Here is a 16,129-nt window from a genome sequence, read left to right on the forward strand (position 1 = left end):
GCCTACGGTCGCTCCCGCTACGCGACCCGGCTCCAGGCCTCATCCCCTGCGTCGTTTTCGCTCCTCAGCAGTCGGTCTCACCCCGGGCGGGGGCGAGACCGACTGTCCAGCACCTGAAGCGACGGCGGCGACGCACCATCACGACCACCTTGACCGCCATGACCACCACGACCAACGCAAGCACAGCCGCCAGCAGGGGCGCCACGATCGCCAGCACGGCCAGCACCACCGCGCCAATGTCCTCCCCGATGCTCCGCAGCACCTGGAGCGTGGCTGAGGGAGCAAGCACCGTCGAACCGGCCGTGGCCGCTCCCTTACCCAGGCTCACGGGCAACGCCGTCGCCCCACCAAGGAGGCCTGCCACCACCATCGTGCCCGCATTCACCTGAGAACCGAGCCCCAGGCCCACCAACACTCCGAAGACGGGCCGCAGGACCTGGTTGACCCCCTCCAGGGGAAGGTTCACCCCGATGACCTTGTCCAGGCCGCCGTCGCCCAGCGCGAGCACCAGGCAGATCACCGCCACCCACGGGTTCGCTATCGCAGGCGGGATCGCGGCATCAACCTGGTGGAGGAAGCCACCGGTGGAGTCTGGAACTGCGAGCCCGGCCACAGACATGACCAGGACCGTCAGGTAGGGCCGCAGGCCTGAGGCCGTCCCGGTCCCGATCGACATGAGCATGGCGGTCATCGCATCCACAGAAGACTCCTGAACGGGGATAAGAGTGGCGAGGGCGCGAGATCCGCGCGCTGTGAGGGTCTCACGGACTGTGCCACCTGGGTGGTTATAGGACAGGAACTGTGTCTACGAGATGGGTTTTGCGTTGTTATAGTGCGGGAAAGTCGTAATGAATTGGTGCGCGGGCACGATTGGGGACGCCTACGACCAACAGGCCACGGTATGTGGTACACGGGGCCAGACCAAGCGCAACAGGCCCACTAGCGCGGGCCATCCCCGCTGGAGGTGCAAGCCCGAGCAGTTTCCCCGGGAGCCTTTCGAGGCGGCCTTCTCCGGAACATCCTCCCCCGCCCCGATCCCCTGTGGAGCCTGGACGTGGGCGCCTGGCTCGCTGAGGACCCGAGCATGCCTCTGGCTTTGGTGGGGATTGGAACGTGGCGCCGCGTGATGAGGATGTGTGGGATGTGGCCGCCTTTGAGGGTGCCCCGCATGTGTCGAGTCTGGACCGGGACGCTTCGCAGCCTTCGAGGAGGTGGGGATGGAAGAGGTGACGCGCTCGCGGGTCACGAACTACACCTTCTGGGACTACCAAAAGCTTCGTTTCCCCAGGAATGAGGGCATGCGGATCGGCTTCGTGTATGCCTCTGCGGCACTTGCCTCACGGATCGCGGGCGCGGCGATTGACCGCGACGAGCGCAAGGGCAGAGGGCCTCAGACCATGTGCCGGTGATTGTTGAGGTCGACTGACGCCCTGGCTGGCGTAGCCGCGCCGTTTAACGCGTGTATCAAGACGTGTTCCCCGATGCTGCCTCCCCCGGGCTCAGCCGAGCCCGTCTGCCAGGGCGCTGCTCAGAGCCCGGTATGCCCTGAGGCCAGTGACCATCCGGTGACACAAAGCCGATCGGTCCCTGTCCTGGCTCAGGACAGGGACCGATCAGTCACGAACAACGGTAGGGCGCAGCCCTACAGACGCGCGAGGGGTGGTGCTCCATGTGCACCATCGTAGGTGGCGTCAGCCGAGGCGACGACGGCGCAGGACGGCGGTGCCGCCGGCACCCAGGGCAACAGCGCCCGCCGCGACCGCGAGGGTAGCCGGGCCGGTCTTCGCCAGGCCACTGCGAGAGGCCTTCTCCTTGGTGTCAGCCTTCTTGGTGTCCTTCTCGGTGTCCTTCTCGGTGTCCTTCTCGGAGGTCTCCATCTTGGGAGCCTCCTCGGAAGGCATCGCCTCGGGGTCCTCGGCCTCGCCGTTGACGATCTTGTTGAGGTGGTCCAGCTTGTCCTTGTCGATGAGGTCCTTGTTGATGACCGGGTCCTCGACCTCGCCGTTGACGATCTTGTTGAGGTGGTCCAGCTTGTCCTTGTCGATGAGGTCCTTGTTGATGACCGAGTCCTCGACCTCGCCGTTGACGACCTTGTTCAGCTCGTCGAGCTTGTCCTTGTCGATGAGGTCCTTGTTGATGACCGAGTCCTCGGCCGGCTCCAAATCGAGACCCCTAAGCAGGTCACGCAGCTCAGGGTTGACTACCGGAGCCTCGGTGGTGGTAGGTGTGTCAGCCGAGGAGTCCTCGGTGGCGGCAACAGCGGCGGGCATGGTGAGAGCGCCGAGCAGGGCAACGGCCGCACCAGCGGTCGCGATACGTGTACGGACGGACATTGTTGATCTCCTACGAGTGAAGGTGGGGCGCATGGGGTATGCGGCATCGCGGATACGACGCGTGTAGCACGAGGTTAGATCTACATCCCCCCCCCCGCGCAACCGCTATGTCAATTATCACTTTTCAGAGTGCAGATGGGGGCTCTCATCATGCTGCTCGGATCAACGTCATCATGATGCGCCAGCCAACGCGTTGACAGTGGTGGACACGCCGATGCGTCATCTAGTCATGCTTGAGCGGATCGAGAGATGTGCGCCTCCTTGGGGTTGTCAGTTGAGGGAGGGGGCTTGCTGTGACTTAACTGGACCCGAAACGCAGCACCGTCCTCGCCTTCCCGTTGTTTCTGTTGGTACGGCGCAGGTATCGAAGGTGATTATGAACTTGGCCTCCTGGTCTCGTTGGGAAGTGTGACGCGTTCGGACATGCCAGTGATGGTGCTGAAGGCTGAATGGGTCAGCTGGGCCGACACGGGGCGTTTACCCCGCGGTGCGGAAGCAGTTCTGTGGCAGGCGGCTGATGGTGTTGAGAGCCGAGCGGGCAGGTCGGGCTGGCACGGGAGTCCTCTCCCGCAGCGCCCCGGCACCAGCACAGGTCCTCATGCGCTGGCCGAGCTCATCGCCTGGGCTACCAGCACACACACTCAGGCCGAGGCTGCTAGCGGTCACGACAGGGCGTTTCGCCGCCGGACCGCCTGGGGCTGGAACGTCCCCGTCCCCAAGCCGCCTGTCACCGGTAAGGTGCTCTCCCAGGTGTTCATCAACGGGATACGGCTGTCAGGCGGGTGGGTACTCCTGGTAGCCCGCAGCCCCACCCACGTGATTGGCTGGCAGTGGGCCGCAAGCGAGAACACCGCCGCCTACACCGCCCTCCTTGAGCGCCTGCCCCCCCCGAACCTGGTCACCACCGACGGGCAGGCGGCGCCCTCAAAGCCATCGCCACCCTCTGGCCCACCACACCCGTCCAGCGCCGCCTGGTCCACGTCCACCGTGACACCATCCGAGACCTGACCCGTCACCCAAAACCCACCAGCAAGACCATCCACCCCGGCCAATGGGGCACCACCCCGACACCCGAAGAAGGCCTCTGGACCCGCAAAGGCTGGGCCGGACGAACCGGCTAACACCCCACGACACACCCAGCACAGACACACTTCTTGTCCTGTAACCCTTTGAGGGTCTCACGGACTGTGCCACCTGGAACACCGTCGCTCGCCTGCCGGTAGGCATAGCGAAGGCCCGGATCCTTGTGGGATCCGGGCCTTTCGCGGTGGCTCCGACCGGCGTCGATCCGGTGACCTTTCGATTTTCAGTCGAACGCTCTACCAACTGAGCTACAGAGCCTCGGATGGAATCGGCCCGGCCATGACGACCGGGCCGACTCGCTTCCGCGACCTCGACGGGACTTGAACCCGCGACCTCCGCCGTGACAGGGCGGCGCGCTAACCAACTGCGCCACGAGGCCTCGTTCGGCACGAAGCCTGACTCTTACGAGCCGTTTTCACTCGCACAAGCCGTACCCCCAACGGGATTCGAACCCGTGCTACCGCCGTGAAAGGGCGGGGTCCTAGGCCGCTAGACGATGGGGGCCTGGTGCCCTTGGCGTCGTCGCGCCTTGAACCGGGTAGAACACTAAGGGGACGGTCGGCACTCACGCAAATCAAAATGCCGTGACGCTGCTCACCGCGAGGAAGCGGCGCAATACCGCGCTTTGCCTCGGCTACCAGCTCACCCACTCCACCACCTGCCCACGCTCACGCCGTCGGCGCCCTGAGCCCGAGACCCAGACCACGTCCCTGCCAGCCCCACCCCGACCGCGTGGCAGGCTGACCCCATGAGCCCTGTCCACCTGCCTGACGCTGACTTCGAGGACGCCGTCAGCGACGCCCTCGACAGCCTGCCGCCCGACCTCGCCGAGGCCATGGACAACGTCGTGATCCTCGTCCAGGACGAGCCCGAGCCCGACATGCTGCGCCCGGAGGACTATGACGAGCTCGGCAGACCCACGCTCCTCGGCCTGTACGACGGCGTCCCCCTGACCGAGCGCGACGCCTCCTGGTCCCTGGTCCTGCCCGACCGCGTCCTCATCTTCAAGGGCCCCCTGGAGCGCTGGTGCAGCAGCCGCGAGGAGCTGGTCGAGGAGATCACCGTGACCGTCATCCACGAGATCGCCCACCACTTCGGCATCGATGACGAACGCCTCCACGAGCTGGGCTGGGAGTAGCCCGCCGCTGTCGCTAAGGTCACTGCCATGAGGCACGTCTTCCCCTCGGCCGATTCCCGCTCCCGTATGTCCCGTCGTGCAGTCATCGGCGCTACGGCGCTCGTCGCCACGGCGGCAGCCGGGACGACGGCGGCACTCGCCTGGCTGCGCAAGCCCAGCCCCGCCCCCACGGCGGCTCCGGCGCCCTCCAGCACGCCGTCAGCCACACCGTCGGCTCCTGCGGCGCCCGAGGTCACACCGACCGCCGAGGCCGGCGCTGACCCCGTAGCAGGCTGGAGCATCGAGCAGACGGCGGGTCAGCTGCTCATGGTGGGCGTTCCTGCCACGGGCAGTGCCCGGGCGGTCGACTCGCTGCTCGCCCGGCACGTCGGCGGGGTCTTCCTGTCCGGACGGTCCTCAGCCGGCGTCGCCGCCACCCGCGCGCTCGTGGACGACCTCACGGCCCGCGCCACGGCCGCCGGTCAGAGCGCTCCGCTCCTCATCGCGACCGACCAGGAGGGCGGCAACGTCCAGGTCCTCTCCGGCACGGGGTTCACCAGGATCCCCGAGGCCACGACGCAGGGCACCTGGTCCGCCGAGGAGCTCAGCACAGCCGCGTCAGGCTGGGCCGGCGAGCTTGCCGCAGCGGGCGTGACGATGAACCTGGCACCGGTGGCCGACCTCGTCGACGTCACCGACCCCAGCTCAAACACTCCCATCGGTCACTGGGACCGCCAGTACGGGGCTGAAGCCGGTAGCGTCACCGAGCACGTGGTGGCCTTCAACGCCGGGATGCGTCAGGCCGGCGTGGTCCCTGTCATCAAGCACTTCCCCGGGCTGGGACGCACCGTCGGCAACACGGACGTGACCGCACACGTCACCGACTCCGTCACCACTCGCGGTGACGCGGCGCTCGGGGTCTTTGCACAGGCGATCGCTGCCGGCACCGAGGCCGTCATGGTCTCCTCGGCCTTCTACTCCCTCATCGACCCCGAGGCGCCGGCAGTCTTCTCCCCCACCGTGGTCACCGAGCTCCTGCGCGGCGAGATGGGCTTTACAGGCGTGGTCGTCACCGATGACGTCGCGGCGGCCGTACAGGTCCAGGCCTGGTCTCCAGCGCAGCGTGCCGTGCTCGCGGTGCGTGCCGGCTGCGACATCGTGCTGGCCTCGGCCGACTCCTCCGTCGCCCCCGCCATGCTGGACGCGCTCATCGCCGAGGCGCAGGCCGATCCGGCCTTCGCCGAGCAGGTCGCGGCCGCCGCCCGGCGCGTGCTGACGCTCAAGGCGCAGCGCTGACGCACCAGTGTCACGATCCTCCCCGAGCGGCCGTTAGCGCAGCCTGGTCGTGCCCTCGGAGGAGCCGCCCACGGAGATCTGCTTGGCGAAGCAGTCGTCCTTGGAGATGCCCTGGGCATCGCACCAGCCGTTGGCCCCCTCCGGAGTGGGGTAGGGCTCTGCCACGATGATGACCCACCAGTGGCCGCCGGCGTCAAAGACGGACCAGCTGTCTGAGTTCAGCAGCAGGGCTTTCGGGTAGACGGCCCGAGTACGCAGGTAGTGCTCCCACACCATCCGGTTGTCCCAGGTCTCACCGTCGAGAACCAGGCCAGGCCTCTTGGAGGAGATCTGCGGGACCCACGTCCCGTTGACGCGAGAGACGATCGTGTCGTAGTCCTTGGCCTCCTGCCAGGTCAGGGCCGCAGCCGCTGCGGAGTCCGCCTGGGCGGCGTCACCACCGGTGGCCAAGGCCGTGAAGGACGGCCCCTGAGAGGTCACCGGCGCGCTCTCGACGCCCGAGCGGTCCAGGGAGAGCACAGCCTTCATCGAGGAGGGGTCGAGCTCAGCCGCAGGCCGGAAGTACTGAGCGGAGCCGAAAGTGATGTGCACGATCGTGCCCTGGCCCTGCGGCGCCAGCCCGACCGGCGAGGCAGAGAAGTCCACGTGCCCCAGCGCAACGAGGCTGTCTGCATCGCCACTGCCAGAGGTGGACGAGGGGGCGTAGAGGCTGACCACGTTCTGCGCTCCGGACAGGACGTCCCCACCCTCGCAGGTCGCCTTCACGTCCAGTCTCACGCGCAGACCTGATGCCGTGTCCTCAACGTCAGTGACGTTAACGTCCGGGTCCTGCCCGCAGCGCGTAGCGTCCCCGGAAGGCTCCTGGGTCTCCTCCCCCACGATGGAGTCCTGGTCCGAGGTGGAACCGGCGACCTCGAAGCCCTGACCGCGAGTGGACACGTACCAGGCAGTCCCGCCTCCCACCAGTACGAGCAGGAGAATGACGACGGCGGCCGCCAGCCAGGTCCGCTGGCGCGACAGGCTGGTGCTTGAGGGCAGCGGCGGCTCACCCGGCCCCGCATCGGAGGCGCCCGGGGCTGAGACAGCCACAGGCACGGGCGTCGGGCCGGCGGCAGGTGCAGGGGCCGGGCTGAGCGCAGCCGGAACCGCGTCCAGCACGGTAGACACAGGTGCCGGCAGCGTGCCAGCCACCGGCTCCGAGGCCTCAGGCGTGGAAGCCCCCGCGACCGAGGCGGAGGTGGCGTACGGCGGGTCCGCCTCCGCGACCCCGGCTCCCGCCGCATCCCGTCCGGTGGCCTCAAGCCACTGGCGCAGATCCGGGTAGAGCAGAGGGTTGAAGGACAGCGCCGAGTGAAGATCTGGGCGGTGCTGGGCGATCGCCGCCTGAAGCTCGAAGTCTGCCGTGCTCGTGGCCACGTCCGCGTCTGCCGCGAGCGCGGCTGCTACGGCAAGCACCGAGCCGTGGGATCCCGCAGCGGAGGACGTCGTCCCAGCAGCGCAGGTGAGAGCGTCCGCCGGAGCCGGCTGCGCCGTCGTCCCGGCCTGGTCCTCGGCCGGCTCGGAAGCCTGCGTGCCGGAGCCCGCCAGCTGCTCGTCCACCCAGGTGCGCAGGTCGTCATAGAGGGAGGTGTTGCGCGCAAGCGCCTCCACCAGGTCGGGACGGTTCTGGGCGATGGCCGCCTGCAGGGCGAAGTCCGTGGTCGTCGAGGCCAGCTCCTGGTCCGCCGCGAGCGCGACCAGGCGGGTCTGTTCGGAGTCCATGCACGAGCCTTCCGGGAGGAGACGGGGCGTACCGGGGCGGCGGCTTCGATGCTACCCGCGCTGAGCCCCCGCCCCTCCCCTCCAAGCGGACAACCTTTTCGTAAGGTGGACAACCAAAAACTGAGGTTTTACGTTGTCCACCTTACGAAAAGGTTGTCCGCCCACAGCTCCTCAGGAGAGTCACGCATCTGCGCGCGTCGATTCCCACAGTCACGACCGGTCATCGTGTCGGAGGTGCTCGCTAGCCTGATCCCACCATGCCACCAGATACTCACGCCCCCGCCCCGCAGGCGGGCGGCCGCCGTCGTCTCCTTCCCCAACCAGGGGACCCGCTGCCTCAACCTGGCACCAGCACACCAGGGCACCTGCTGAGGTGGCTGCTTCGTCGCGCCGCCATGCCCGTGCTGCTCGCCACGCTCGCCGCAGTCGTCGCCAGCGTCATCCAGGCCATCATCCCTGGTTTCCTCGGTGCAGCACTGGATGCCGGGATTGAGAACGGGTTAAACGAGCGTGTGTGGGCCATCGGCCTGGGGCTGCTGGCACTCTTCTGCGTCTACGCCGTGGCGGACACGACCCTGTCCTACGTGCGCGTCCACGCCTGGATGCGCACCACCTTCGACGTCTCACGGCTGGTAGGACGCCAGGTGGCCACCACCGGCGCGGACCTGCCACGTCAGGTCTCCACCGGCGAGGTCGCCGCGGTCGTGGCCTCGGACGCGCAGTACATCGGCACCTTCATCGAGAGGCTGCCGGGCCTGATCGGTGCCGCGACCTCCTTCCTGGTCGTCGCCGTGCTCATGCTGCGCACCTCGGTCCAGCTCGGGCTCATCGCGCTGGTCGGGATGCCGCTGGTCGCCTGGATCGTCACCCTGGTCATCAAGCCGCTCCAACGGCGCCAGGCCTACCAGCGTGAGGCGCAGTCCGAGGTCACCACGATCACCACTGACACAGTGGCGGGCCTGCGCATCCTGCGCGGGATCGGCGGCGAGGAGGTCTTCGCCCAGCGCTACCGTGACGCCTCCCAGGAGCTGCGCCGCCGCGGAGTGAGCGTGGCCGGCACGCAGTCGGTTCTCATGAGCCTGCAGGTGCTTTTGCCGGGCCTGTTCGTAGCTGTGGTGGTGTGGGTGGCTGCACGCATGGCCGTGGCCGGGAACCTGAGCACCGGCGAGCTCGTCACCTTCTACGGCTACACCGCCTACCTGTCCTGGCCGCTGATGGAGTTCTCCAGCTCCGTCCAGGACTACACCCGTGCCCGCGTGGGCGCGCGCAAGCTCTTCCGGCTCCTGCAGGTCAGCCCTGTGGCGGGAAGCGCCACGGAACGCCTGACGCTGGACCCTGCGCGCGGCACGGCCTGTGCCGGCGAGCTGGTCGACTCAGCCTCCGGGGTACGAATCGCGCCCGGGCGCATGACGGCGTTGGTCGCCGCCAGCCCGTCCATCTCCACCTCGTTGGCCACCCGCCTGGGCCGTTTCGACGACGCCGAGCCCGCCGTCACGCTCGACGGCCGGCCGCTAGCGCAGATGCCTCTGGAGGACGTGCGCGCCAGCGTCGTCGTCTCCGGAGCGACCGCCCAGCTGTTCACCGGGACCCTGCGCGAGGCCCTCGACGTCCGCCGAGCCGCCGTACCCGCTCCGGTCGCCGTCAGGCAGCTCGTGGCGGCGGAGGCCGAGCGCACGAGCGTGGCGGCCGTGGACCAGAACGTGCACGAGGTCGCAGTCCGCGAGGCCGGGGACGAGCGCCTGCTGGCGGCCCTTGAGGTCGCTGACGCCCATGACGTCCTGTCCTCCCTGGAGGAGGGGCTGGCCGGCATGATCACGGAGAAGGGACGGTCCTTGTCCGGCGGGCAGCGCCAGCGCGTGGCGCTGGCCCGAGCCCTTCTGACCGAGGCGCCCACGCTCGTTCTCATCGAGCCCACCAGCGCGCTGGACTCCCACACCGAGTCCCGGGTGGCCAGACGTATCCAGCGGGTGCGAGCGGGACGGACCACGGTCATCGTCACCGAGTCACCACTCGTGCTCGAAGCCTGCGACGAGGTTGTGCTCTTGGATGAGGCCGGCCGCGAGCGTGTGCGTGCCACGCACCGCGAGCTGCTGGCACGCGCCCGAGCCGGTGAGCAGGCCGCGCTGGCCTACCGGACGGTCGTCGCGCGGGCCAGTGGTGAGGAAGTCTCTGACGCTCCTGCGCACGGTGGTGGCGGTGGCCAGGTGGCGGGCGACGCCGTCGGCCAGCCCAGCCCGAGCCCCGAGGAGGTGGGGCGCTGATGGCGCTGCCTGTGGCACCTGGCAAGGTCGCAATGCGCAAGACCTTCGGGATCATGGCCTCCTACCGGTGGCGCTTCGTTGACGTGCTGGTCCTGCAGGTGGTGGCGGTCCTAGCCACTCTCGTGGCCCCGCAGCTGCTGGGCCAGCTCGTCACCCGCGTGTCTGAGGGAGCGGGCACGGCCGGGTACGTGGATCGGGTGGCCCTGGCCATCATCGTCGTCACCATCGCGGGTGCTGTCGTCAACCGCTACGCCCAGATGCACGCGCGCACGCTGGGCGAGGCGGTCTTCGCCGACCTGCGTGAGCGGATGATGACCCGAGTGGTGCACCTGCCCCTGTCCGCCGTCGAGTCGGCCGGCACCGGGGACCTCGTAGGACGCACCACCAATGACGTCTCCCGCATTGAGTTCCTCGTGCGCGTGGGCATCCCGCAGATCATGGTCTGCACGGTCACGATCATCTTCACGATCGCGGCGGCGGCGCTGTCCAACCCGCTGCTGGCGCTCGGGCTGCTGGTGGTGGCGCCGCCTGTCTACCTCATGATGAGCTGGTACCTGCCCCTGGCGGTGCCGGCCTACCGGGCCGGCTCCGCCGCCTCCGCTCGGCTGAACGGCGTGGTCTCCGAGACCGTCGAGCACGCCGAGACCGTGGACGCGCTGGGCCTAGGCCTCCAGCGTCAGGCGGCGATCGACACCTCCGTCGCCGAGGCGTGGAGCCTGGAGCGGTTCACCGCTCAGCTGCGAGTGCGGCTCTTCCTGGTGCTGGACGTCGCCTGGCGCGCGCCCGTCGTCGTCATCCTGCTGTGGGGATCCTTCCTGGCAGGACGCGGCGTCGTGGGGCTCGGGGCGATCACCACGGTGGCCCTGTACGCCATGGAGCTGCGCAAGCCCATCGGCCAGCTCATGTTCTGGATCGACACCGTCCAGGTGGCACAGGCCTCCCTCTCCCGCATCCTGGGCGTGGAGGAGGTACCGGCCGACCGCACGCCTACGGGAGCCAAGCCCGACGGCACCCGGATGGAGCTGAGGGACGTGCGCTTCGCCTACCGTGAGGGGGCGGAGGTGCTGCACGGGATCAACCTGGAGCTGTGCCCAGGTGAGCGCCTGGCCGTGGTCGGTCCTTCCGGCTCAGGCAAGTCGACGCTGGGGCGCATGCTGGCCGGCATCAACCCTCCGTCCTCTGGCACCGTGACCGTGGGCGGGGTTGCGCTGACGGATTTGACGGAGGACGAGCTGCGTCGTCACGTGGCGCTGGTGACTCAGGAGCACCACGTCTTCGTGGGCACGATCGCGGACAACGTGCGCCTGGGCCGTCCAGACGCGGACGACGACACGATCGCCCAGGCGGTTCGCGCCATCGGCGCCGATGCCTGGGTGGAGGCGCTGCCCGAGGGCATGCACACCATGGTCGGCTCCGGGCATCTGGCGCTCACGCCGGCGCAGGCGCAGGAGGTGGCGCTGGCACGCCTGGTGCTGCTGGACCCGCACACCCTTATCCTGGACGAGGCCACGAGCCTGCTCGATCCTCGCTCTGCACGCGCCCTGGAGCGCACGCTGTCCACCGCCCTGGCAGGACGCACCGTCGTCGAGGTGGCCCACCGCCTGTACACGGCGCAGGACGCGGACCGGGTTGCCGTCGTCATGGACGGGCGGATCGTAGAGCTGGGCAGCCACGACGAGCTCGTGGCGCTCGGCGGGGAGTACGCCAGCCTCTGGGAGGCGTGGAGCCAGGAGTAAGTACCCGCCCCCAATCCCTCCATACGGACAACCTTTTCGTAAGTTGGACAACGTAAAACCCTGGTTCTTGGTTGTCCAACTTACGAAAAGGTTGTCCGTATGAGGGGCCAGTGGGCAGGCGGGTCGGCAGGCGGGAGGACCGCACCGGCGAGGCAGCACATACTCAGTACAGCGAGCGCACGCCTGCGTCCGCCAGGCGTTCCAGCATCTCTCTCCCGCCCTCTCTCAGGGCGTCGCCCCAGAGCCAGCGCACTACTTGCATCCCGCTGGCCCGCATCAACGCTTGCTCACGCTGTCTCTCCTCAAAGAGGACATCATCCATGGAACGGCCGTAAACCTCCTGGTCATACTTCATGCGACCGTCAAACTCTCCGATGACCTTGAGCTCTGGCCAGCTGAAGTCCACCCTGCCAACGAACACCCCGTGACGGTCATAGATCTTCGTCTGCAGGTCAGGCGGTGGCAGGTGGTGCTCGATCATGACCGCCCGGCTCAGGCTCTCCCCTGGTGACTCCGACCGCGGATCCGCCACTGCGATCCACGCACGCAGCCTGCTGTTCCCACGGCACCCTCGTTGAACGGCAAGAAGCTCCAACAGCCTCTCCTTCGACGTCGTTCCCTGACGCAGGGCATCGTCCAGACTGACGAGGGTGGAGGAGAAGGAACGACGGCGCCCCAGGTCAATCAGCGTCTGCCGCAGGCTGGTCAGCGGCACACCGTCGCTCTCCTCAATCTCGCAGTCGGGCCGGGCGGACAGGGTCCGCGTCGTCGGTGTGAGACGTCCTCCACCACGGGCAATCTTGACCAGCTGGACCTTCTCAGGCATCGGACCAATCAGCGGGATGCCATGAAGGACCGCGGCGGACTCGCGCGCCAGGATGGCCCCTGGCTCGAGGTCGCCAGTGAGACGCATGGCACACATGCGCGTCAGGTGCTGGTCCCGCCACGTCGCCGACTCGAACTCGGACCTGTACACATAGGCGCCCGGGCGCAGCCGCAGCAGCTCAGCCCGACGTTGCCTGGCCGAACGCGCCAGCAGGTCGGGGTTCAGCATGGAATCGGCTGCGTCGCCACGCAACGCGATGCTGACTGGTGACTCCCACATGCCACTAGCGTGACGCATGACCGGCTCTCCGCACTGAGGGCCTGTGGACACAAGGGCGGGAGGGTGTCACGGGGCCGGCCTGTGGAGCCCGAGCACCCCGGCCCCGCCCTGCCTTCTCCCATATACGGACAACCTTTTCGTAACTTGGACAACATAAAACCCCGGTTCTTGGTTGTCTGACTTACGAAAAGGTTGTCCGTCCGAGGTGTGAGTGGGCGGTGGTGGGAGCGTTGGGCAGGCAGCGGTGAGATCAGGTAGTACGCCGTACGTCCCTTGCCTTCATTGGTTCCCTCCTCAGCACCTGCACGATCGCGGTAACCTTCACCTGTCTGTCATGCCCGCAAGCGGCTTAGCAGCCAGTCGCATCATGAGAAGAAGGTCGGCCCTCTATGTCTCAGAACCTGCCCCCGACACCCGAGCGTGAGGCCTCCCAGCCCACGCTCGGTGAGCTCGTTGCCCGCATCTCAGAGAACGTCTCCGGTCTCATCAAGGGTGAGATCGACCTGGCCAAGGCCAAGGGCAAGCGTATGGCCGTCAAGATGGGCACGGGTATCGCCCTGCTCGCCGTCGCCGGCGTCCTGGCCCTGTACGCCCTCGGCCTGCTCTTCGACGCCGCGGCTCACGGCATCGCGGTGGCCCTGCCCCTGTGGGCGGGCTACCTCATCGTCGCCGTCGCGATCCTCATCGTCGTCGCCGTCCTCGCCCTCGTCGGCGTCAAGAGGCTCCAGGCCGGGACCAAGGACGTGCCCGCCCCGCAGGAGGGCCTCAGGGAGGATCTGGAGACCGCCAAGACCGCGGTCCAGGCCGGTCTGAAGAAGGGAGACGCCCAGTGAGCGCCCAGGACACCGAGACCTCGCCCGCACCGCTCAGCGTCGAGCAGATCCAGGCCGAGCTGGCTGAGCGCCGAGGTCGGCTCACCCACGACCTGGAGGACCTCGGCTTCCGTCTGGCCCCCACCTCGCTCAAGATCCAGGCCCGCCACGCCGCTGACGAGGCCAAGGTCCGTGTGCGCGCCGGGCTGGCTGACCTCAGGGACCGCGCGCAGGACGCCGCTGACGCCGCGAGGGACCGCGCTGAGGACGTCGTCGACGAGCTCAGCACACCCGGCGAGCCTCTCGCTGCCGGCCCCGCCGACCACGCTCGGCGTCTTCTGGACGACGCCGCCGACGGAGACCCCCGTTCGCTCGCGATCGTCACCGGAGCGGCCCTGGCCCTGGCAGGCCTGAGCCTCTACGCCGTCGTCAAGGCTCTACGGTCATGAGCGCCCAGGACCGCAGAGCGCACGAGGACTTGACACTCGAGCGTACGCCCGAGGAGATCGAGGCGCACCTGGCCCGTCAGCGCGCGGACCTGGTGGCTAACGTGGACGCGCTGGCAGACCGCGTCTCTCCTTCCGCACAGGTGCACGAGGCCGTTGAGGAGGTCAAGGCGAGTGCTCGCGAGCTCGGGAAGTCGTTGCGAGAGCTGGGCACCAACCTGCGTGACCGAGCCAGCCAGACCCTGTCCGACGCCCGTGAGGGCGAGCCAGGCGCGGTCAAGGCGGCGGTTGCCGGCGGTGCGCTCGCCACGGCTGCGGTGCTCGGACTCGCTGTCGCCCGTCGCTCACGACACTGACTAATGCGGCCGCGGACGGCACGCTCAACGCGTACCGTCCCGGTCGGCCATCACGTGGCTGGCACCACGTCAGCCACTCACAGCTCCGAATGGTGCTCACCTATCGGTCCGTTGTAGGCTCGACCTACGACACATTTGCCCAAGTGAAGCGCGCCCAGCGCGCCCAGAGATTGTTGGAGGGGGTCGAGCCTATGGGGCGCGGCCGTCAGAAGGCCAAGGCGACCAAGGTCGCTCGTAAGCTCAAGTACTTCAGCCCGGAGACCGACTACGCGGCGCTCGAGCGTGAGCTCGTCAGTGCGTCCAGCGGCGCGGAGACTGACGACGACGAGATCGACTACGAGGAGCTGGCCTCCAAGTACAACGTCGACGACGATGAGGACGACTGGGGCACAGGCCCTGCCGGTGCAGGCAGGTAGTAGCTCTTCCTCATCACAACGGTGCAGGGCCCGCCAGGTATTTTCCTGGCGGGCCCTGTTGACTTATCAGTGGCTACTGAGAGCGATACCGAGCGACATCCAGCCTCAAAGAGGTTGCTTGGTGATCGGCGCAGGACATGAGGCAATGATGGCGCCTAATTGAAGCCAGAATCCCCTTCCGTGTGTCGCTGACCGTCACCATAATCGTTTGGGGCTCTTTGCGCCCCCACGGTGGGGAGAGTTCCGGGAACAAAGCCGTGACAACGCCCAGCGGTTGCCTGGGCGGCGCCAGCGTCGCAACCCTGACACTTGATGCTGGCCAGTAGCACTGGCCAATTGACAGCTACCAGCCGCAGCCTTATCGAGGTACTAAAGACTGCCTCGTAGCAGCTCTATCTACTCCGCTTAAGAAACGAGGGCATGGGCAGCTCGAACAGGAGCCGAACACGGTCATAGCCGTAGATCATCAGGATCGGGATCACCAACCCTCCAAGCCCGCAGGCCAGGATCAGGAGCAGTGAGTGATCCAGGGCCAGGAAACCGAACCAACGGCTGATGAGCACCTGCACGGGAAAGTGGACGCAGTAAAGCACCATGGAGCGCCGCCCAAGAAACTCAAGCGCCGGGATACGTGGCAGCCTTGGCCACGCCCAGAGAATCGCCAGGACTCCGGGCGCCACGTACGCCAGGGTCCACGGTACTTTCGGGTCCACTGACACTGCACCCATAAGACCCCCCCCCGCGATGCCGATTGCGACGACCCCGAGAAGGGCTGGCAGAACCGGTCTCAAGGACATCCACCTACTCAGCACCGGACGCAGAGACGCACCAAAGAAGAATATCGCCCCGTAAAACAGCGCCCGTCGGACCGAACCGACCTGAGGATCCACGATGACCAGCATCGCAATGAAGGCTATGGTGATAGCCCATGACGGCACCCAGCGCGTAAGCACCCCCACCATATAGGCGACAATAAGCACCGACAGATACCACATATGGAAGGGGCCGCCAATCCAATACCAGAAAGACGCAAGGTGGCTCCGCTCCCCCGCTGCAACGACGGTGATCACGCTCCACAACACAAACGGCCATACCACCTTGCAGATCTTCCCGAACCCATAAACAGGAAGAGGCTTCCTCAGTGAGCGCTCCAGCATGAGGCCCGAGAGCACAAGAAGCACCGGAATGCGAAAAGGCGCCAAGGACGCCCTCATCGCCTGCTGGAGGACCGGCGTATCAATGGCACCGAGTATCACATCCGGTACGCCAGAGGCGTGCTGCAGCACCACCAAGGTCACGGCGAGCCCTCGCAGTGAATCAGCCCAGTAGGCACGTCCACCCGTGGTGGACGCCCCCGTCAGGTTGTCCGCTTGACTATTGCGTGTCACGCGGACAAGTTTACAGTAA

The 16,129-nt window shown here is 67.4% G+C and carries 13 protein-coding genes, 3 tRNA genes and 1 pseudogene; 9 read left to right on the plus strand and 8 right to left on the minus strand.

All coding sequences use genetic code 11. The features are described from left to right. Positions 1 to 64: 64 nt before the first annotated feature. Positions 65 to 691: a DUF4126 domain-containing protein gene (locus tag HRL51_RS10075; RefSeq protein WP_235954037.1), complete on the minus strand. Its 627-nt coding sequence runs from the start codon at positions 689 to 691 to the stop codon at positions 65 to 67. Positions 692 to 1,063: 372 nt separating this feature from the next. On the opposite strand from HRL51_RS10075, the pseudogene HRL51_RS10080 reads away from it, so the two are divergent. Beyond that, positions 1,064 to 1,426 (plus strand): annotated as a pseudogene (locus tag HRL51_RS10080) (exodeoxyribonuclease III); the annotation flags it as partial. Positions 1,427 to 1,691: 265 nt separating this feature from the next. Here HRL51_RS10080 and HRL51_RS10085 read toward each other — a convergent pair. The 4 genes from HRL51_RS10085 to HRL51_RS10100 form a co-directional block, all read right to left on the minus strand. Further along, positions 1,692 to 2,333 carry a hypothetical protein gene (locus HRL51_RS10085; RefSeq protein ID WP_172119390.1) on the minus strand — a complete coding sequence of 214 codons (642 nt, stop codon included), beginning with the start codon at positions 2,331 to 2,333 and terminating at the stop codon, positions 1,692 to 1,694. A 1,268-nt stretch (positions 2,334 to 3,601) separates the two neighbouring features. Further along, positions 3,602 to 3,674: transfer RNA gene (locus HRL51_RS10090), tRNA-Phe, on the minus strand. A 47-nt stretch (positions 3,675 to 3,721) separates the two neighbouring features. Then, a tRNA-Asp gene (locus HRL51_RS10095) sits at positions 3,722 to 3,795 on the minus strand. A 52-nt stretch (positions 3,796 to 3,847) separates the two neighbouring features. Next, positions 3,848 to 3,920 (minus strand) — tRNA-Glu (locus tag HRL51_RS10100). A 244-nt stretch (positions 3,921 to 4,164) separates the two neighbouring features. On the opposite strand from HRL51_RS10100, the gene HRL51_RS10105 reads away from it, so the two are divergent. Together HRL51_RS10105 and HRL51_RS10110 are read left to right on the plus strand one after the other, a co-directional pair. Continuing rightward, positions 4,165 to 4,554, plus strand: a complete 390-nt coding sequence (locus tag HRL51_RS10105) for a metallopeptidase family protein (protein ID WP_172119389.1) — start codon at positions 4,165 to 4,167, stop codon at positions 4,552 to 4,554. A gap of 27 nt (positions 4,555 to 4,581) precedes the next feature. After that, positions 4,582 to 5,829 carry a glycoside hydrolase family 3 protein gene (locus HRL51_RS10110; RefSeq protein WP_172191608.1) on the plus strand — a complete coding sequence of 416 codons (1,248 nt, stop codon included), beginning with the start codon at positions 4,582 to 4,584 and terminating at the stop codon, positions 5,827 to 5,829. Between the two features lie 33 nt (positions 5,830 to 5,862). On the opposite strand, the gene HRL51_RS10115 is transcribed toward HRL51_RS10110, so the two are convergent. Further along, positions 5,863 to 7,590, minus strand: a complete 1,728-nt coding sequence (locus HRL51_RS10115) for a variant leucine-rich repeat-containing protein (protein WP_172191610.1) — start codon at positions 7,588 to 7,590, stop codon at positions 5,863 to 5,865. Positions 7,591 to 7,847: 257 nt separating this feature from the next. Here HRL51_RS10115 and HRL51_RS10120 point away from each other — a divergent pair, with 257 nt between their 5' ends. Both HRL51_RS10120 and HRL51_RS10125 read left to right on the plus strand, forming a co-directional pair. Beyond that, entirely contained in the window at positions 7,848 to 9,851 is a 2,004-nt protein-coding gene (locus HRL51_RS10120) for an ABC transporter ATP-binding protein (RefSeq protein ID WP_172191612.1), read from the plus strand. Further along, entirely contained in the window at positions 9,851 to 11,587 is a 1,737-nt protein-coding gene (locus HRL51_RS10125) for an ABC transporter ATP-binding protein (protein ID WP_172191614.1), read from the plus strand. Before HRL51_RS10120 ends, HRL51_RS10125 begins: the two co-directional genes overlap by 1 nt. Before the next feature lie 163 nt (positions 11,588 to 11,750). Here HRL51_RS10125 and HRL51_RS10130 read toward each other — a convergent pair whose 3' ends face one another. Further along, positions 11,751 to 12,692, minus strand: coding sequence for a hypothetical protein (locus tag HRL51_RS10130; protein WP_172191616.1), 942 nt, complete (start codon positions 12,690 to 12,692; stop codon positions 11,751 to 11,753). A 389-nt stretch (positions 12,693 to 13,081) separates the two neighbouring features. On the opposite strand from HRL51_RS10130, the gene HRL51_RS10135 reads away from it, so the two are divergent. From HRL51_RS10135 to HRL51_RS10150, 4 genes are all read left to right on the plus strand, one after another. Then, complete coding sequence (locus HRL51_RS10135; protein WP_172191618.1) at positions 13,082 to 13,525, plus strand: phage holin family protein; 444 nt, start codon at positions 13,082 to 13,084, stop codon at positions 13,523 to 13,525. Further along, positions 13,522 to 13,953: a DUF3618 domain-containing protein gene (locus HRL51_RS10140; protein ID WP_172191620.1), complete on the plus strand. Its 432-nt coding sequence runs from the start codon at positions 13,522 to 13,524 to the stop codon at positions 13,951 to 13,953. Before HRL51_RS10135 ends, HRL51_RS10140 begins: the two co-directional genes overlap by 4 nt. Next, a complete protein-coding gene (locus HRL51_RS10145) occupies positions 13,950 to 14,306 on the plus strand; it encodes a DUF3618 domain-containing protein (RefSeq protein ID WP_172191622.1) in 357 nt (118 codons plus the stop codon). The genes HRL51_RS10140 and HRL51_RS10145 overlap by 4 nt, the downstream gene beginning before the upstream one ends. Before the next feature lie 191 nt (positions 14,307 to 14,497). Continuing rightward, positions 14,498 to 14,722, plus strand: a complete 225-nt coding sequence (locus HRL51_RS10150) for a DUF3073 domain-containing protein (RefSeq protein ID WP_172119547.1) — start codon at positions 14,498 to 14,500, stop codon at positions 14,720 to 14,722. A gap of 392 nt (positions 14,723 to 15,114) precedes the next feature. Here the strand turns inward: HRL51_RS10150 and HRL51_RS10155 are convergent, their stop codons facing one another. After that, positions 15,115 to 16,110: an acyltransferase family protein gene (locus HRL51_RS10155; protein WP_194256521.1), complete on the minus strand. Its 996-nt coding sequence runs from the start codon at positions 16,108 to 16,110 to the stop codon at positions 15,115 to 15,117. Between the last annotated feature and the right edge of the window lie 19 nt (positions 16,111 to 16,129).

It is taken from the genome of Actinomyces faecalis (genome assembly GCF_013184985.2).
In the GTDB taxonomy this organism is placed as follows: Bacteria; Actinomycetota; Actinomycetes; order Actinomycetales; family Actinomycetaceae; genus Actinomyces; species Actinomyces faecalis.